The 16,014-nt window shown below is 30.0% G+C and carries 14 protein-coding genes; 4 read left to right on the top strand and 10 right to left on the bottom strand.

All coding sequences use genetic code 11. The features are described from left to right. Positions 1-36 precede the first annotated feature (36 nt). The 4 genes from GC105_RS12315 to GC105_RS12300 all read right to left on the bottom strand — a co-directional run bounded on the left by GC105_RS12315 (position 37) and on the right by GC105_RS12300 (position 4,008). Positions 37-1,473, bottom strand: a complete 1,437-nt coding sequence (locus GC105_RS12315) for a sensor histidine kinase (protein WP_207706980.1) — start codon at positions 1,471-1,473, stop codon at positions 37-39. Between the two features lie 37 nt (positions 1,474-1,510). Beyond that, complete coding sequence (locus GC105_RS12310; protein WP_152805212.1) at positions 1,511-2,191, bottom strand: response regulator transcription factor; 681 nt, start codon at positions 2,189-2,191, stop codon at positions 1,511-1,513. Positions 2,192-2,219: 28 nt separating this feature from the next. Further along, positions 2,220-2,828 carry a UBA domain-containing protein gene (locus tag GC105_RS12305; protein WP_152805210.1) on the bottom strand — a complete coding sequence of 203 codons (609 nt, stop codon included), beginning with the start codon at positions 2,826-2,828 and terminating at the stop codon, positions 2,220-2,222. Between the two features lie 343 nt (positions 2,829-3,171). Next, on the bottom strand, positions 3,172-4,008 hold the full coding sequence (locus GC105_RS12300; RefSeq protein WP_152805208.1) for a DegV family protein: 837 nt from the start codon (positions 4,006-4,008) through the stop codon (positions 3,172-3,174). 159 nt (positions 4,009-4,167) lie between these two features. Here GC105_RS12300 and GC105_RS12295 point away from each other — a divergent pair, with 159 nt between their 5' ends. Then, positions 4,168-5,490 carry a glucose-6-phosphate isomerase gene (locus tag GC105_RS12295; RefSeq protein ID WP_152805206.1) on the top strand — a complete coding sequence of 441 codons (1,323 nt, stop codon included), beginning with the start codon at positions 4,168-4,170 and terminating at the stop codon, positions 5,488-5,490. A 70-nt stretch (positions 5,491-5,560) separates the two neighbouring features. On the opposite strand, the gene GC105_RS12290 is transcribed toward GC105_RS12295, so the two are convergent. The 6 genes from GC105_RS12290 to uvrC form a co-directional block, all read right to left on the bottom strand. Beyond that, the gene (locus GC105_RS12290) at positions 5,561-6,421 is read right to left on the bottom strand and encodes a DegV family protein (RefSeq protein ID WP_152805204.1); all 861 of its coding nucleotides are present in this window, start codon (positions 6,419-6,421) and stop codon (positions 5,561-5,563) included. A 111-nt stretch (positions 6,422-6,532) separates the two neighbouring features. After that, positions 6,533-7,054: a peptidylprolyl isomerase gene (locus GC105_RS12285; protein ID WP_152805202.1), complete on the bottom strand. Its 522-nt coding sequence runs from the start codon at positions 7,052-7,054 to the stop codon at positions 6,533-6,535. Between the two features lie 5 nt (positions 7,055-7,059). Then, positions 7,060-7,809, bottom strand: coding sequence for a phosphatase (locus GC105_RS12280; protein WP_152805201.1), 750 nt, complete (start codon positions 7,807-7,809; stop codon positions 7,060-7,062). A gap of 14 nt (positions 7,810-7,823) precedes the next feature. Continuing rightward, a complete protein-coding gene (gene hprK / locus GC105_RS12275) occupies positions 7,824-8,735 on the bottom strand; it encodes an HPr(Ser) kinase/phosphatase (protein ID WP_152805199.1) in 912 nt (303 codons plus the stop codon). Next, positions 8,735-9,535: a Cof-type HAD-IIB family hydrolase gene (locus GC105_RS12270; protein WP_152805197.1), complete on the bottom strand. Its 801-nt coding sequence runs from the start codon at positions 9,533-9,535 to the stop codon at positions 8,735-8,737. The genes hprK and GC105_RS12270 overlap by 1 nt, the downstream gene beginning before the upstream one ends. A gap of 35 nt (positions 9,536-9,570) precedes the next feature. Then, the gene (uvrC, locus tag GC105_RS12265) at positions 9,571-11,397 is read right to left on the bottom strand and encodes an excinuclease ABC subunit UvrC (RefSeq protein WP_152805195.1); all 1,827 of its coding nucleotides are present in this window, start codon (positions 11,395-11,397) and stop codon (positions 9,571-9,573) included. Positions 11,398-11,653: 256 nt separating this feature from the next. On the opposite strand from uvrC, the gene GC105_RS12260 reads away from it, so the two are divergent. From GC105_RS12260 to GC105_RS12250, 3 genes are all read left to right on the top strand, one after another. Then, complete coding sequence (locus GC105_RS12260) at positions 11,654-11,905, top strand: hypothetical protein (protein ID WP_152805192.1); 252 nt, start codon at positions 11,654-11,656, stop codon at positions 11,903-11,905. Between the two features lie 229 nt (positions 11,906-12,134). Continuing rightward, complete coding sequence (locus GC105_RS12255; RefSeq protein WP_152805190.1) at positions 12,135-12,797, top strand: hypothetical protein; 663 nt, start codon at positions 12,135-12,137, stop codon at positions 12,795-12,797. A 239-nt stretch (positions 12,798-13,036) separates the two neighbouring features. Further along, positions 13,037-15,652 (top strand): sensor domain-containing diguanylate cyclase/phosphohydrolase, encoded by a 2,616-nt coding sequence (locus tag GC105_RS12250; RefSeq protein ID WP_152805188.1) that lies wholly within the window; start codon positions 13,037-13,039, stop codon positions 15,650-15,652. The last annotated feature ends 362 nt before the right edge of the window (positions 15,653-16,014 follow it).

The raw sequence follows: 16,014 nt of genomic DNA, 5'->3' as shown, positions 1-16,014 counted from the left end.
AAAATTAATTACACTCTCGGCTTGGCGTAATATATTTTATGTCTTGTCTTTTTTAACTTTTTCTAAAAGTGGCAATAATATTTTAAATTCACTTCCCACATTTAATTTACTCCTTACTATAATTTTTCCTTTATGTTGAAGCACTATTATTCTAGCAATACTAAGCCCTAATCCGTATCCACCTGTATTTTTTGCTCTAGATTTATCTGCTCTATAGAATCTATCGAAAATGTTAGCTAAGTCTTCACTTGATATCCCTGATCCTGTATCCGTCACACTAACAATCACATTATTACTTTCAGTGTAAGCTTTAATAAATATTCTCTCACCTTCTGGGGTGTACTTCATTGCATTATCAGCAAAAATTCTAATTACTTGTTTTATTCGATTATAATCTCCTAAAATATAAAGACAAGTACCTATATCTCGAATAATACAATGTTTTTTATCAATCATTGTTGTTTCGTGAACTATTTCATCCACAATCTCACTTAAATTAATAACATTCATCTCGTATTTAATGTTATCACCATCGTATCTTGCTAAAAATAATAGCTTTTCTACTAAATCTCCCATATTGCATGCTTCATTTTTCAATGCGTCAATAGATTCTTGCAAAACATCTGGATTTTCTTTTCCCCATCTGTCTAACATATTGGCATATCCATTGATTACTGCTATTGGCGTCCTTAATTCATGTGAAACATCCGATACAAATTGTTGTTGTTTCACGTAGCTTTCTTCTATTCTATCCATCATGCCATTAATAGTTGTAGCTAAGTCTTTTAATTCGTATTTTGCTTCACCTACATCAATTCTAATATCTAAGTTTTTAGCATTTATACCTTGAGCTGCTTTTGTAAAATGTTTTATAGGCTTCAAAACTTTTTTCGTCTTAGTACTCCCTATGGTCCAAATAAAACAAATACCAACTATATAAGATACCGTTGTAAATAATAGCATAATGAATATATTGTATAAATACTCCTGAACATCGTAAAAAAATATAATATTATACTGTGTATATAATATCTCTCTAGGTAAAATTGAATATCTAAGTAAGCTCAAACGGGGAAATGTTTTGTATATACCATGGTTTTTTAGTTCTTCATAATTGTTTATTACACTACTCTCAGTTGTACTCACTATTACTTTACTTGTAGGTTCCTGCACAACTAAATCTACATTGAGCTCGAGACTATCAATTAAGCCTTTAATTTTTTCAGTGTCATCACGATTTTCATCAACAATATCGATAATTTGTTGCAGATTTGCATCTTCATTAGCTGAAACTTTCTGTACATTAAAATAGAAGTAGCCACCTAACACTAATATTGCAGAAAAAATAGTAACCCAAGTATACAATATTAAATAAGTAAAAGTAATTTTTGTTCGAATTGAAAATCTAAGAATTCTAACTATATTATTTACCAGAGATAGTGGATATATCATAACACTCTTTATTATTCTCATACCAACATTTAAAATCTCTTTGATTATCTTCTGGATATCAATCATCTCTCAATTGATACCCCACTCCTCTTATTGTTTTTATTAAGTCTACTTTATACTTTTGATCAATTTTACTTCTTAAATAGCGTATATATACATCTGTAATGTTCGTTTCTCCCATATAATCGTATCCCCATACTTTTTCAATTATTTTATCTCTTGAAAGCACAATATTTTTATTTACCATTAAATATTCCAATAACTCGAACTCTTTTTTGGTTAATTCAATCAATTGGTCTTTGTAAGTGACTATATATTGATCTTTATCTAATATAAGGTTTCCTACTATAATCTTGGTACTTAAATTTACCTTTGAAGCCTTTCTTTTAAGCACTACTCGTATACGTGCCAATAACTCTTCAATGGCAAATGGCTTTGTCATATAATCATCTGCTCCGATATCTAATCCCATAACTTTATCTGTAATATCATCTTTAGCCGTTAACATAATAATAGGTGTATTAACATTTATCTGCCTTAATCGCCTGCACACTTCCATACCGCTTAAGAAAGGTATCATGATATCAAGAATAATCACATCATAAACATTTTCTTTCGCCTTTTCGAATCCATCTCTTCCATCATTAGATAACTCTACACAGTATCCTTCATGTTCTAATTCTAATTGAATAAAACGTGATATTTTTTGTTCATCCTCTACTACCAATACCTTTATCAACCGAAACTCTCCTTTTTATCTATAACTACTATTCAATAATGATTTCATTATATCCATCATCATCTGTAAATAATGGTGGTTCTTTTTGTTGTGGAATAGGTAAGACTTCGTCATTAATAACATTAACATTTACTTTTTCAACATCATCGCTTTGGCTAATAATTGCATTGTTTTCATCACTTTTCTTATCAGTCATTTGATCACTACTGTTTTGACTTTTACTGTTTTGACTTTTACTTTTCTTATCTTCACTCTTTGTGAAAGACTCTTCATATTTATAAGAATTTCTATCGATAATTTCAAAACTAAATTCCGATAATGCGGCTAATACACCAATTGATAGAATTATAGGTAATGGTATATTTAGAGACCAAACAACAATAATTACTAGTACAATGGGAAAACTAAAAATATTTTTATCATTCTTAACAATAAGCAGACTATATGAAAATATTCGATTTATTATCTGCTCTAAAACTACAAATGCTTTTTTAAATTTTCTGTTTTCCATCTTCTTTAAGTATAATACTGCACCATCTATATTCCCTTTTGATTTTCTCAATGCTTTCTCTGCAGTTTGATAGTCACAACTTACTCTCTTTCTTAATGTTTCAACCTGATCTAGTGTTACTCGCATAATAAACCTCCATTTTTATAGGTTAATTATATTTTAATAAATAATTATTAATTAAATACATTTATTGCATTAGAAAATCATTAAAATCACTTTGAAAAAGATTTAACTCTCCACTACAAGTAAAATTTTCTCCTTCTTTAATTAAAAAAAGGCAATGTTTGAATGTCAGAAATTTAGTCGAAAAAAGCTTGCTTAAATGGCAAGCTTTTTTAATATTTAGTTTATCCCGCATTAACAGGCACTAATACTCACACACTTTCAAGATTTCAAGTTAGTAAAGAAAGATAAGTGGGGGATTAAGTGCCTGTAAAAGTCGCCACACTCGCCAAGAGTTCTTGTGCACTTAGTATGCTATAATTATCCCACCATCGTCAGAATATACTGCGCTTAATCCATTTGCTTCTGTAATAATTATTTCTTTAAAATTATATTTATCTTCAATTAGCTTTTTTACGAATAATGCTTTATCTAAATCATTACAATGAACAATACCCAATTTTTTATTCTCAGATACAACGCCTTGAGTGGCTATATGATCTACAAGTTTTTTCAAAGCGCTCTTTGTACCTCTGCTCTTATCGATCATTTTTATTTCACCTGACCCATCTTCAGAAAGAATAGGTTTTATGTGAAGGAATTGAGCAAATTTTCCAGTTAGCTTACTCATTCTACCATTTTTTATTAAATTATCTAATTTTTCAAGTACAAATAGTGTCCTCAGCTCTTTAATGTACATGTCCACTTTTTGAACTATTTCATTTAAAGAATTTTCTTCGTCGATTAATTCCTTGATTTTTATTACTATCATAGTTTCAGCTATTGCTGCACTTAAGGAATCAAATATGTGGATAAATTTATTTTCAAATTGTTCTAGGTACATATTTTTAGCAGTGATAGCACTATTATATGTACCACTTAATTTTGAAGAAATTGTTACAACAAAAACGTTTTCACCTTTCTTGTAGCTCTCTAAAAACTCATTTGGAGAAGGACATGCAGTCTTTATTGCAAGAGCTGAGTTCTTCATCTTTTCAACTATTTTTTTCCCAGTAAAACTCTCATCATCTCTATAGTTTTCGTCATCTATGGTTATTGTGAATGGAACTGTAGAATAGTTTATCTTATCTCCGTACTCATCATTAAAATCACAGCTACTACCAACAACAATGTTATAATCCATTAAATCACCCTCCTATTTACTAAATATTATCATATATTTATTCTAATATAAAGTAAAAACAGTTATAATGTTTATATGCTTAATTATATGATACTATATTATCAGTAATCATAGACTAAAAAAACTAAGTTAATCTTCATAGTAAAAAGGAGGCATTTTATGTTTGATTACAGCAACTCTTTCATCAGTAAACACGAAATAGATAATATTATTCCCAACATATTATTAGCCGATAATATGTTAAATTGTAAAGAAGGCCCTGGTAGTGACTTTTTAGGTTGGTTAGACTATCCCAATAGACTTGAACAAAAGGAAATTCAAAAAGTTAAAGATGCTGCTTTAAAAATCCAAGGTGACTCTGAAATTCTTATAATAATAGGAATAGGAGGTTCATATCTTGGTTCAAAAGCTGTTATATCAGCACTTACTCATTCTTTCTATAATGAAATTACTACAGAGCAAAGGAAAGCTCCTAAAATATATTTTGCTGGTCAAAATATTAGTCCTACCTATTTAAAGCATTTACTCGATATTTCAGAAAATAAAGATATAAGTATTAATGTTATTTCAAAATCAGGTACAACTACAGAACCAGCAATAGCATTTCGATTCTTTAGAGAGCTTTTATTAAAAAAATACGGAAAAGAAGAGGCTTCTAAACGTATTTACGTAACTACAGATGCTAAACAAGGAGCTTTAAAGAAAATGGCTGAGAATGAAGGCTATACTTCTTTTGTAATACCTGATGATGTAGGAGGACGATATTCAGTTCATACTCCAGTCGGGTTACTGCCGATTGCTGCAGCTGGTATTGATATAGATTCCTTTTTACAAGGAGCTAAGGATGCAATAGTAGAGTTTAATAAGAAAGACATAACTAACCCTTGTTATCAGTATGCTGCTGTCAGAAACATATTATACAATAAAGGAAATCTCATAGAAATACTAGTTAGCTATGAACCAGGCTTATACTACATTTCCGAATGGTGGAAACAATTATTTGGAGAAAGCGAAGGTAAGGATAACAAAGGTATTTTCCCTGCATCAGTAAATTTCTCTACTGATTTGCACTCTTTAGGTCAAATTATTCAGGAAGGAAAGAGAAATCTATTTGAAACTATTCTTAATATCGAAAACCTTGAAATTGATCTTTCAATCCCTAGTGATGAATATGACTTAGATGGATTAAACTATTTACAAGGCAAAGGAATGAACTACGTAAATGAACAAGCTTGTAAAGGTACATTATTTGCTCATTTAGATGGTAAAGTTCCAAATTTAATGATAAATTTACCTGATTTAAGCCCTTACTCAATAGGCAAGATGATATACTTCTTTGAAAAAGCTTGTGCTTTAAGTGGTTATCTCCTTGGAGTAAATCCTTTTGATCAACCAGGGGTAGAATCATATAAGAAGAATATGTTTGGATTACTACAAAAACCAGGATTTGAAGAAATAGGAGAAGCACTACTGAAAAGATAAAAATAAAATAATTTAGAATTTTAAAGAAGATTTTAAGATAACCTTAAAATCTTCTTTTTCGATTCAAACTTTATTTTTTTAAAAAGAATAGAGAGAACATTTCAGGTCCTGTATGTGCCCCTATCACTGCGCCTACAGGCCGAATAATAAAATCCTTAGTATTGTATCTTTCCTGAAAAACACTCTTAAGTTCCTCTGCTAATTCAATATTGTCTCCATGAACTATACCAACAGTCTGATTATCTAAATCTTTACCTCTTTCGTCAACTAACTCCATTACTCTTTTCATATGTTTTTTACGCCCTCTTACAGTCTCTAGAAGCTGTAAATTACCATCCACAACGTGAAGAATAGGGAATATATTTAGTAAGTTTCCAAGCACAGCAGTACTTTTTTTCAGCCGCCCACCTTTGTGTAAATAATCTAAGTCAAATACTGTAAAAATATGCTCTATATTATTAGAATAATAATCTATAATCTCTAATACTTCTTGGGTTGTTTTTCCCTGTTTAGCTTTTTTAGCAGCTTCTAACACTACTAAACCAAATCCTAATGACGCACACTTAGTATCGTAAATATGTAAGTTTAATTTATCAGCTCCATACTTTTCTGATAATTGATCTCTTGCTAATATTGACGATTGATAGCAACCAGATAAATTTGATGAGAATCCAATATATATACAATCTTTTCCCTTCAAAATATATTCTTCGAATTTTTGGTAGTAGTCATTAGTAGTTACTTGGGAAGTTTTTAAACTAATGCCTTTTCTCATTTTTTCAAAAACTTCTTCTGGTGTAATAGTTGCACCGTCCTTATATTCTGTATCACCTTCTATCACGCTTAAAGGCAACACATCGATGTCGTATTGTCTAATTATTTCAATAGGTAAATCACTAGCACTATCAGTAATTATTTTTATATCACTCATTTTTTTCTATACCTCCTGCTTTAAAATAAGTAAATTTTATTGTCAGTGTAAGTTCTTAAATTTCATCTAAGAACTACACTAACAATACCTGATTATAATCAGATTACTTCCTTATATTTTGTCAGGCTCTGGGTATGATACACCATATGTTTCAACTGTCATATCTTCAATAACTATATCTTTAGAAGGTTTATCATTAAAACTAGTTTTGCAGTTTGCTATATTGTCGACTATTTCTATACCCTCTATAACTTTACCAAATCCTGCATACTGGCTATCTAAGTGGGGAGAATCTTTATGCATAATAAAGAACTGCGATCCTGCGCTATCAGGGTCTCCTGCTCTAGCCATTGATATTACTCCCCTATCGTGTTTTAAATCATTTGTAAAGCTATTTCCACTAAACTCTCCTTTAATTGCATAACCTGGTCCCCCTACTCCTGTTCCTTGTGGGCACCCTCCTTGTATCATAAAGTTTTTTATAACCCTATGAAACTTTAGACCATTATAATATTTTGAATTAATTAGTGACACAAAATTATTCACAGTATTTGGAGCAATCTCAGGGTATAACTCAAGTTTAATTTGATCTCCATTATTCAATTTCATCGTTACTATTGGTTTTTTATCCATAAAAATCATCTCCTTATATTTTGACGAGGGTCTTGTAATACAACTTTACCTTTACCTCGTAAATAACTTAGTAATCTATCTACCTTTGTATTTAACACTAATTCTTCTGGAAATTCAATACTTTTTAACATTTTAAGAGCTTCAGTATAATCTCCCACATCTGTAGCAAAGTGCGCATCACTACCTAATGAAATTGAAACATTGTTTTTTTTGCATTTTTCAGCAATTGATAAACAATTATTAAAGCTTCCTTTTCGAGTATGAACAAAAGAACTATTATTTATTTCTATAAATGTATTGGTGTCACTAGCTGCTTTTATAATATCATCGTAATTCAATTCATATACTGGATTTCCAAGGTGAGTTATAATATCTACTACTTCTCTATTCATAGTATTTATAACAGCTTTTGTATTTTCCTTTATCGATCCAGGCGGAAGTAGCATCTCATGTAGACCAGCTAGTACAATTTCCATACGATCTTCATATTCGTCAGGTAAATCTATAGTACCTTCAACATTCATGATATTAGCTTCAATCCCTTTTAATATTTTAACACCATCTATTTGATTTGGAACCACTCTGATATTTGCAAAAAAATATTTATGCGGTCCTCCTGGCATTTGAGGTCCATGTTCTGTAATACATACAAGTTTTAGGTCTTTCTTCTTTGCTTCTTTAGCAATCTCTGTTATAGTACTATAGGCGTGATTACAGGCTATAGTATGAGTATGTGTATCTAATTCTATCTTCATGTTTTCACTCCATTCTACTTATTTGTCGATTTATAGACCTTATCGACAAACTCTTTTGCTGAATTTATCCCCATGACTTTTTGGCGATTATTTCTTGCAGCTGTTTCTATAATAATTGCTAAATTTCTTCCTGGTGTTACTGGTATAGTTATTTTTGTTAGATCTATATTTAAAACATCAAAATATTCGTTATCTAATCCTAATCTATCGTAATAAGTCCCAACTTCATAATGTTCTAAATGTATGCACATATCTATATCAATAGATTCCTTTACGGCACCTATCCCATATAGCGTACGAACATCTATAATCCCGATTCCTCTTATTTCCATATATTGTTTTAACAACTCTGGTGCTGTACCAGTTAGTCGATTATCCCCTGTTCTTTTTATCTGTACTACATCATCGGATATAAGTCTATGTCCTCTTTTTACTAACTCAAGAGCTGTTTCACTCTTTCCAACTCCGCTAGAACCAGTAATTAAAACTCCAATTCCAAAAACATCTACTAGGACACCATGTATTGAAACTGTAGGCGCTAAATAATCGTCTAAAAAATGTATAGTTTTGTACATTATCTTTGTAGTTTCGATATTTGACCTCAGTAAAATTCTATCATGTTTTTTTGCTGCTTCAATCATATACTCTGCATCAATATTCCAAGCTATAATAGCACAAGGAAAAGAATAAGAAAAAAACTTATCTACTTTATCACGCCTTTTTACATCTGGAAAATGCATTAGATAACTGTGTTCCACCTTTCCTATTATTTGAACTCTATCGTAATCGAAGTATTCGTAAAATCCATAAAGCTGTAAGCCAGGCCGATTTATACTACTATTTGTAATAGCAATTTCCTCATGTCCTCCATCGTATAAAATTTCTAATGAGAGATTTTCACAAAATTCTTTAAGACTAATACTCATTAACTTACCTCCAGAATAAATTTTGATATAACATTAGCCACACCGTCTTCATCACATGATGTAGTAATAAATTTTGCAGCATTTTTTATTTCCTCAGGTGCATTTTCCATTGCTACACCTAATCCTGCTGTACTAATCATTGATAAATCGTTATATCCATCTCCAATAGCTATAGTCTCTGATATATCTATATTATAATACTTACATAATTTTTGTATTGCAATAGCTTTAGTAGCATGTACATCTACAAACTCCAAAAAATACGGTCTAGATAAGTGAAAATTTACCTTGTCTCTAAAATTAGGTGATATATTTTTTTGATATTCAAGTAATTTAGCATTATCATCATACCATAATATTTTAGTAATTTCATGTGGTATGTCTTCTAACATTTTAACGACAGTATATGGAGTATTAGTCAATTCACTATATTCTTTAGCCTTTTCATCCGCTCTATTTACGTATAGTTTGTTGTTTGACCAAATAATAATAGTTGTATCATATTTTTTTCCTAGTTCATAAATACTAAGTGCACTATTAAATTGTAATGAACGCTCATACAATATTTCTTTACTTTTACCTTTAACAACCATCGCTCCATTGTAGGTTATATATGGCAAATCAATTCCTAACTCATCATTTAAACTTGTAACCCCTTGTATCGGCCTACCAGTACAAATAACGAATATTACACCTTTATCAATAGCCTTATAAATGCTGTCTTTAGTTTTTTTTGTTAGTATTCCTTTGCTATTTAATAAAGTTCCATCTATGTCGACTGCTAATAATTTGTATTTCATTTAGTGTTCATCTCCTAGCAAATTACTATAGCTATTTAAGTAAAATATTCCATAATATTTATTGCTATTTTATCACTAATTCCTTTAACCTGCAAAAGTTCTTCTTTTGTAGCCTTTTTAATATTATCTATACCCTTAAACTTTTTTAATAATTCTTTTTTCTTAGCATCACCAATACCTTGTATATTACTTAGTTCAGAACTTAATAAATTATCTGAACGAATTTTTTTATGATATGATATTGCAAACCTATGGACTTCTTCAGAAATATTGTTTAAAAGATAATAAACTGGGGTTGAAGGAGGTATTTCAATGCACTTTCCTTCATAAACTATTTCTCTAAGTCTATGACGATCATCTTTTACTAAACCACATATAGGTATATTTAACTGTGGGTAATGAGACATAATCTCTTTTATTGCATTAATATGACCAATTCCACCGTCTAATAATATCAATTGAGGGAAAGGCAAAAATTTAGAATTTTTACCTTCATGTAATTCCTTTACGCCTCTTTCTATACGTCTAAATACAATTTCTTGCATACTACCATAATCATTTTGTCCAACAATACTTTTAATTTTAAACCTTCGGTAGGCTTTTTTATTTGCTTTTAAATCTTCGAATACTACCATAGTGCCAACATTATCAGTTCCTTTTATATTAGATATATCATACGCTTCTATACGAGTAGGCATATAAGTTAATTTTAAGCTATCCATTAACCATTTATAAGCTTTTCTTTGTTTTTCATCATGTACAGCAATTTTATTTTTATGCTCCTCTAATGCAATTTTAGCATTATCTTTAACCATATCTAACAATTTCTTTTTAATACCTTTCTGAGGTACTCTAATATTTACTTTACTTCCTTTTCTATCTGATAACCAATCTTCAATCACTTCACAATCTTCTATTTGGGCTTGTATGAGTATTTCTTTTGGAATAAATTTTTCATTATTATAAAACTGTTTAATAAATTGAGTATGAAAATCTCTTTCATTATCAATTTCAGAAAAACAAAAATGTTCTCGTCCTAATAGTTTCCCTTTTCTAATAAGAAACACCTGAATACAATATTCTTTATCTTCTCCAAAAAAAGCAACAACATCTTGATCCTCCATAGCGCTAGAAATCATCTTCTGTTTTTCAGTAATATGAGTAATGCCATTAATTTGATCTCTTAGTTGCGCAGCTCTTTCATATTCTTGATCTTTAGATGCTGTTTCCATTTCCTCTTTAAGCCTTAAAATAACCTTATCGTGCTTGCCATTTAATATGTTTATAATCTCTTGAATGTATTCGTTATACTTTGTAATTGATACATCTCCCAAGCACACGCCTAGACATCTATTGATATGATAATTTAAGCAAGGTCTTTCTCTCTTGTTTCCATTGAAATTTTTATTACATCTCTTAATTGAATACAATTTATTAATCAGATCTAGTGTTTGTTTTACAGAATTCACATTAGTAAATGGACCAAAGTATTTTGCACCATCTTTTTTTATCTGCCTAGTCATTATCACTCTAGGATATTTTTCATTTGTAGTAACTTTAATATAGGGGTAACTTTTATCATCTTTCAGCATAATATTATAGCGTGGCATATTTTTTTTAATTAAATTACATTCTAGAATTAAAGCTTCTACTTCTGTATGAGTTACAATTACCTCAAAATCCGAAATATGTTCCACCATAGTTGCTACTTTAATTGTTTTATCAGAAATTTGAAAATATTGTTTTACCCTGTTTTTAAGATTTCTTGCTTTGCCAACATAAATTATGTTATCTTGATTATCTTTCATAAGATAAACTCCTGGTTTTTCAGGAATATCTTTTAATTTATTTTTGTCTATCATAATATTTTACTCCTATTTATATAATAATAATAAATTAGTGTAATTTTCAGGTTTATTTAAGTATAATAAGGTATATATATAATAACATACTGAGTGTTCCAAGAATAGCTTCTCGGACGCATATTCAAATAAGATAGTAAAGTTTAGTGATCTAGCTAAAAAATAGCAACAGTCCTAACTACTTTATTACAGCCAAGTAACTTATAAGGTTGAACTATACTATCACATAAAAATATATGATAGCGAGGTAACTCTTATGAAATTAAATAAAATAAACGAAATAATTACACTTACAAATGATAAGTTTGAAGTTCATATCCAAAAAAAGATATTTGGTGGATACATTTTTAAGAAATATGTACTAAACTCACCATTTGATTTGTTAGAGACAAGAGAAGTACGCTTAGATATTTCTGAAGACGAAGCAATCGACCTAGGCAAAGAAATACTAAACAAAATCTATAAAACCAATAATTTATTTAGTAATTTCAACGTTCTAACTAATTAAATATTACTATGTAACCATCAATATCAAGTATTTATATTTATAACGATATGAAACATAATCTTCGCGTTTCATATCGTTATATGATTAGTCTCCAAATTCAACTATTCTTACAATCAGTAAATCAAGTAAAATATCCTTTCTTGTGCATCTAAAACTACGCATATCACAAATTTTTATTAATATACTGTAGTATGTTATAAGTAATATCTACATATATGGAGGTTATAGTATGTCCAAGAAAATTTTAGTGTTAATTGGAGCCTTATTATTTATGTTAATAAGTGGATGCGCGATTATTACAAATTCTACACCTAGTTCCTTAACAATTGAAGGAAAAGTACTTATTAATGACAAGTTTAACAATCAAGAATTTACTGTTCAAGTATTTAAAGAAGATACTACAGAAGTTTACGAAGAATCTGAATTAGATGATAATGGTAACTTTATAATTAACATTACTGAAGATGGGAACTACACAATGACCGTAAATAATACAGGTAACAATGAATATACAAGTAAAGATATTTCATTCACTATTGAAAATAATGAATTAGTTTCAGATATAGACTTCTCTTTTATTATAGAGGATTTTGGCGAAATCACTAGTAGTATCAGTATCGATTCAACTATTAGTATACAAGGCATAGTAGAATTTCCAGATACTATGAACTTCGTAGATATAAAAGTAATATTATCAAATGAGGAAGAAGGAAAACCCCTAAAAATGTTTATGATAGATGAATCAGGTGAATTTAGTATTAGTGAGATTCAAGATGGTATATACTATATATGTGCTCAAGGTACTAATAACACAACCTCACCATGGTTAAAAGTTAATATAGTTAATAGTAAAATAGAATCAGAAGAAAAAATCATTCTAGAAATAAAGTGAAACTTTATTCAGTAGGGGTTTTTTTCATCCCCTACTGAATATTAGTAGAACCAATGGGACTTTTACACCCCACTTATTTTTTTTCGTTATAAATTAGAATAGTCATTCTATTTTATAATATAAACATTGTAATTTACTATGAATTTTAGTATCTTTATTATATCGAAAAACTTTTAGGATAAACTATGTAATGTCTCACTCTTAAAAGATGAGTTTATATTATATAAGGTGGTAATAAAATGGAAGATACATTTTATAAAACAATAATAAATGAATTACCAACTGCATATTCTTATCAAAGAGTTATCCTAGATGATAATGGAGTTCCCTATGATTTTGAACTTATAGAGGTGAATCCCGAGTTCGAGAAATATTTTAAACTAAAATCATCTGATGTCATTGGTAAAAATGGTAGTGAACTATTCTTTGGAACTCCATTTAACGACAGTGATAATATGAAAATATACGGCGATGTAGCACTTAATGGCAAAAGTATAAATGTAAGAGCCTACTCTCAAACTTTTGAAGTTTGGATGAATTTAAAGGTATTTTCTCCTAAAAAATATTACTTCGTCGTCCTATATAACGATATATCAAAAGAAATAGTTGAAACTATTGAAACAAATGAAATCTTTAGAATTAACCTGGACTTGGTATGTATATGGGATCTAAAAGGTAATATTATCGATTCAAATAGTAAATGGGAAGCTTTATTAGGTGAAGCTTCTTTAGATCTTGTTCATCCTGATGATGTGGCTGATACTCTTGAAGTAGCAAAAAAATTACGCGACCAAAAAACAGTTACTAACTTTGTTAATCGTTGCTTATGTAAAGATGGCAAATATCATTATATTGAGTGGCACTCCCAGTATCGCAAAAATCTTATATATACAACTGGACGTGATATTACTGAAATTACTGAAAAAAATATATGCCTAGAAAAAATGGTAAAGTCATCTGAGGAATTTCTACAAACATCTTATGAAGATATAGATTATCAAAAAATTTCAGATATGGTATTATCACTTTCTAATGCTAAATATGTAGCCTTTAATCTTTATGAAGAAGATAATATTACTGAAAGCACTACAATATCTATATCTGGAGCTCAAGAAGATATTATAAAAGTAGAGAATGTATTTGGCTATGGCCTTATAGGTAAAAGATGGATCAACAATATTATTCCAAACGCTATGACCCTTTCTAGTAATACTACAATATTTAATAGTATATATGAGTTTATTGGCAATCATCTTCCAGAAATACTTGCAAATAAACTAAAAATAGGTCAAGTTATAGTACAAAAAATAATGAAAGATAGTCAAATACTTGGCGAATTTATCATCTTTATGCCACTTGAATACGACTTTAATAACAATGACTTTATTAGTATCTATTCTCATCAAATAGGTCTAGTCTTAGAGCGTTTATCTGGTGAAAAAAAGATACAAAAACTTATTCTTGAAAATGAAATTATCTTTCATGGTACACAGGATGCCTTGTTTTTAATTGCTGTTGAAAATAATACTTCATTTTTTTATATTAAAAACAATCTCTCTCATCAAGAGAAAACTGGGCTTAAACCTGAAAATTTCGACGGTAAAACACCACAAGAAATTTTTGGATCAGACATTGGAACCTATCTTTATAATAACTACACTCGATGTATTGAAGCACGTGATATAATATCTTATGAAGAAACTCTTGACCTGCCTGCTGGTATTCGAACTTGGAAAACAACACTTACACCTATTTTTCAAAATAATTTACCAGTATATATAGTTGGATCTAGTCAAGATATTACAATGGATAAACAAAAAATTAAAGCTATTGAGTATTTAAGTTTTCACGATCAATTAACTGGTTTATACAACAGAGCTTTTTATGAAGAGGAATTACATCGTCTAGATACAATACGAAATTTACCCCTAAGTATAATAATGGCAGATGTTAATAATTTAAAGTTAATTAACGATGCCTTTGGCCATGCTATGGGAGATAAACTATTAAAAAAAGCAGCAGAAGTAATCCAATCATGTTGTCGAGAAGATGACATTATCGCACGAGTAGGAGGAGATGAATTTATCATACTACTACCAAATATGGAGGACAAAGATGCCAAAAATCTCATATCAAGAATGACAGCAATCTGTTCTCATATCACCCTAGCTTCTATCCCTTTATCAATATCATTTGGTTGGGAAACAAAAACAGAAATGAAACAAAGTATAAATGAAGTACAAAAAAAATCTGATGATTGGATGTATCGACGTAAACTCTATGAAAGTAAAAAGCAAAGAAAAAAACCAATAGACTATATACTCCAAAATTTATTTGAACTCTATAATTATCAGGAAAAACATTCTAAACGTGTTAGTAAGCTTAGTGAATATCTAGGTAAGTTGATAAATTTAAATAGAAATCAAATGTCAGAATTAATAAAATCAGCTCTATTACATGATATCGGAAAAGTTGGTATAGATAGCTCAATCTTAAATACCGCTGTTTCTTTAACTGCTAAAGAGCGACGAGAGGTTGAACGACATCCTGAAATAGGATATAGGATTTTAAACTCTTTAAATGAACAAAATAGTATTGCTGATTATGTACTTGCACATCATGAACGTTTCGATGGCACTGGTTATCCAAAAGGTTTAAAAGGAGATGAAATTCCCCTTCAATCAAGGATTATTGCAATCACAGATTCATATGATGCTATGACTAATGATAGACCTTATCAAAAAGCCTTATCTAAAGAAGATGCATTAAATGAAATCCTTAAAAACTCAGGTACGCAATTTGATCCAATGTTAGTCGATTTATTTTTAGATAATATTCAGAACATAGACATTTAATACAGTTATATCGCGCCAAAGAAAGCTACCTCACTTACTTAAGGTAGCTTTCTTTGGCGCGCCCTGAGGCTGGCGCCAGCACCAGTCTGCTCTGTCGCATAGTCTCCTTCGCAGGTCGTCTCTTCAAATTATACATTTAGTATATTTTGATGTCTTCGACAACTTTCCTCTTCCCTCTCAGGGTTCGAGTCCCTCGGTTACATCAAAGAAAGCCACCTCTTTACATGAGGTAGCTTTCTTTGGCGCGCCCTGAGGCTGGTGCTAGCACCAGTCTGCTCTGTCGCATAGTCTCCTTCGCAGGTCGTCTCTTCAAATTATACATTTAGTATATTTTGATGTCTTCGACAACTTTCCTCTTCCCT

The sequence above is a fragment of the Alkalibaculum sporogenes genome, assembly GCF_009362815.1.
Taxonomy (GTDB): Bacteria; Bacillota; Clostridia; order Eubacteriales; family Alkalibacteraceae; genus Alkalibaculum_A; species Alkalibaculum_A sporogenes.
The sequence above is the reverse complement of the archived record's forward strand: the minus strand, read 5'-3'. Positions and strand labels throughout refer to the sequence as shown.

Coding starts and splice junctions, on each gene's coding strand:
- GC105_RS12305 (WP_152805210.1), bottom strand. CDS start 2,828: ATGCGAGTAACACTAGATCAGGTTGAAACATTAAGAAAGAGAGTAAGT.
- GC105_RS12250 (WP_152805188.1), top strand. CDS start 13,037: ATGGAAGATACATTTTATAAAACAATAATAAATGAATTACCAACTGCA.
- uvrC (WP_152805195.1), bottom strand. CDS start 11,397: ATGATAGACAAAAATAAATTAAAAGATATTCCTGAAAAACCAGGAGTT.
- GC105_RS12300 (WP_152805208.1), bottom strand. CDS start 4,008: ATGGATTATAACATTGTTGTTGGTAGTAGCTGTGATTTTAATGATGAG.
- GC105_RS12260 (WP_152805192.1), top strand. CDS start 11,654: ATGAAATTAAATAAAATAAACGAAATAATTACACTTACAAATGATAAG.
- GC105_RS12290 (WP_152805204.1), bottom strand. CDS start 6,421: ATGAGTGATATAAAAATAATTACTGATAGTGCTAGTGATTTACCTATT.
- GC105_RS12255 (WP_152805190.1), top strand. CDS start 12,135: ATGTCCAAGAAAATTTTAGTGTTAATTGGAGCCTTATTATTTATGTTA.
- GC105_RS12295 (WP_152805206.1), top strand. CDS start 4,168: ATGTTTGATTACAGCAACTCTTTCATCAGTAAACACGAAATAGATAAT.
- hprK (WP_152805199.1), bottom strand. CDS start 8,735: ATGAGTATTAGTCTTAAAGAATTTTGTGAAAATCTCTCATTAGAAATT.
- GC105_RS12315 (WP_207706980.1), bottom strand. CDS start 1,473: ATGAGAATAATAAAGAGTGTTATGATATATCCACTATCTCTGGTAAAT.
- GC105_RS12270 (WP_152805197.1), bottom strand. CDS start 9,535: ATGAAATACAAATTATTAGCAGTCGACATAGATGGAACTTTATTAAAT.
- GC105_RS12280 (WP_152805201.1), bottom strand. CDS start 7,809: ATGAAGATAGAATTAGATACACATACTCATACTATAGCCTGTAATCAC.
- GC105_RS12285 (WP_152805202.1), bottom strand. CDS start 7,054: ATGGATAAAAAACCAATAGTAACGATGAAATTGAATAATGGAGATCAA.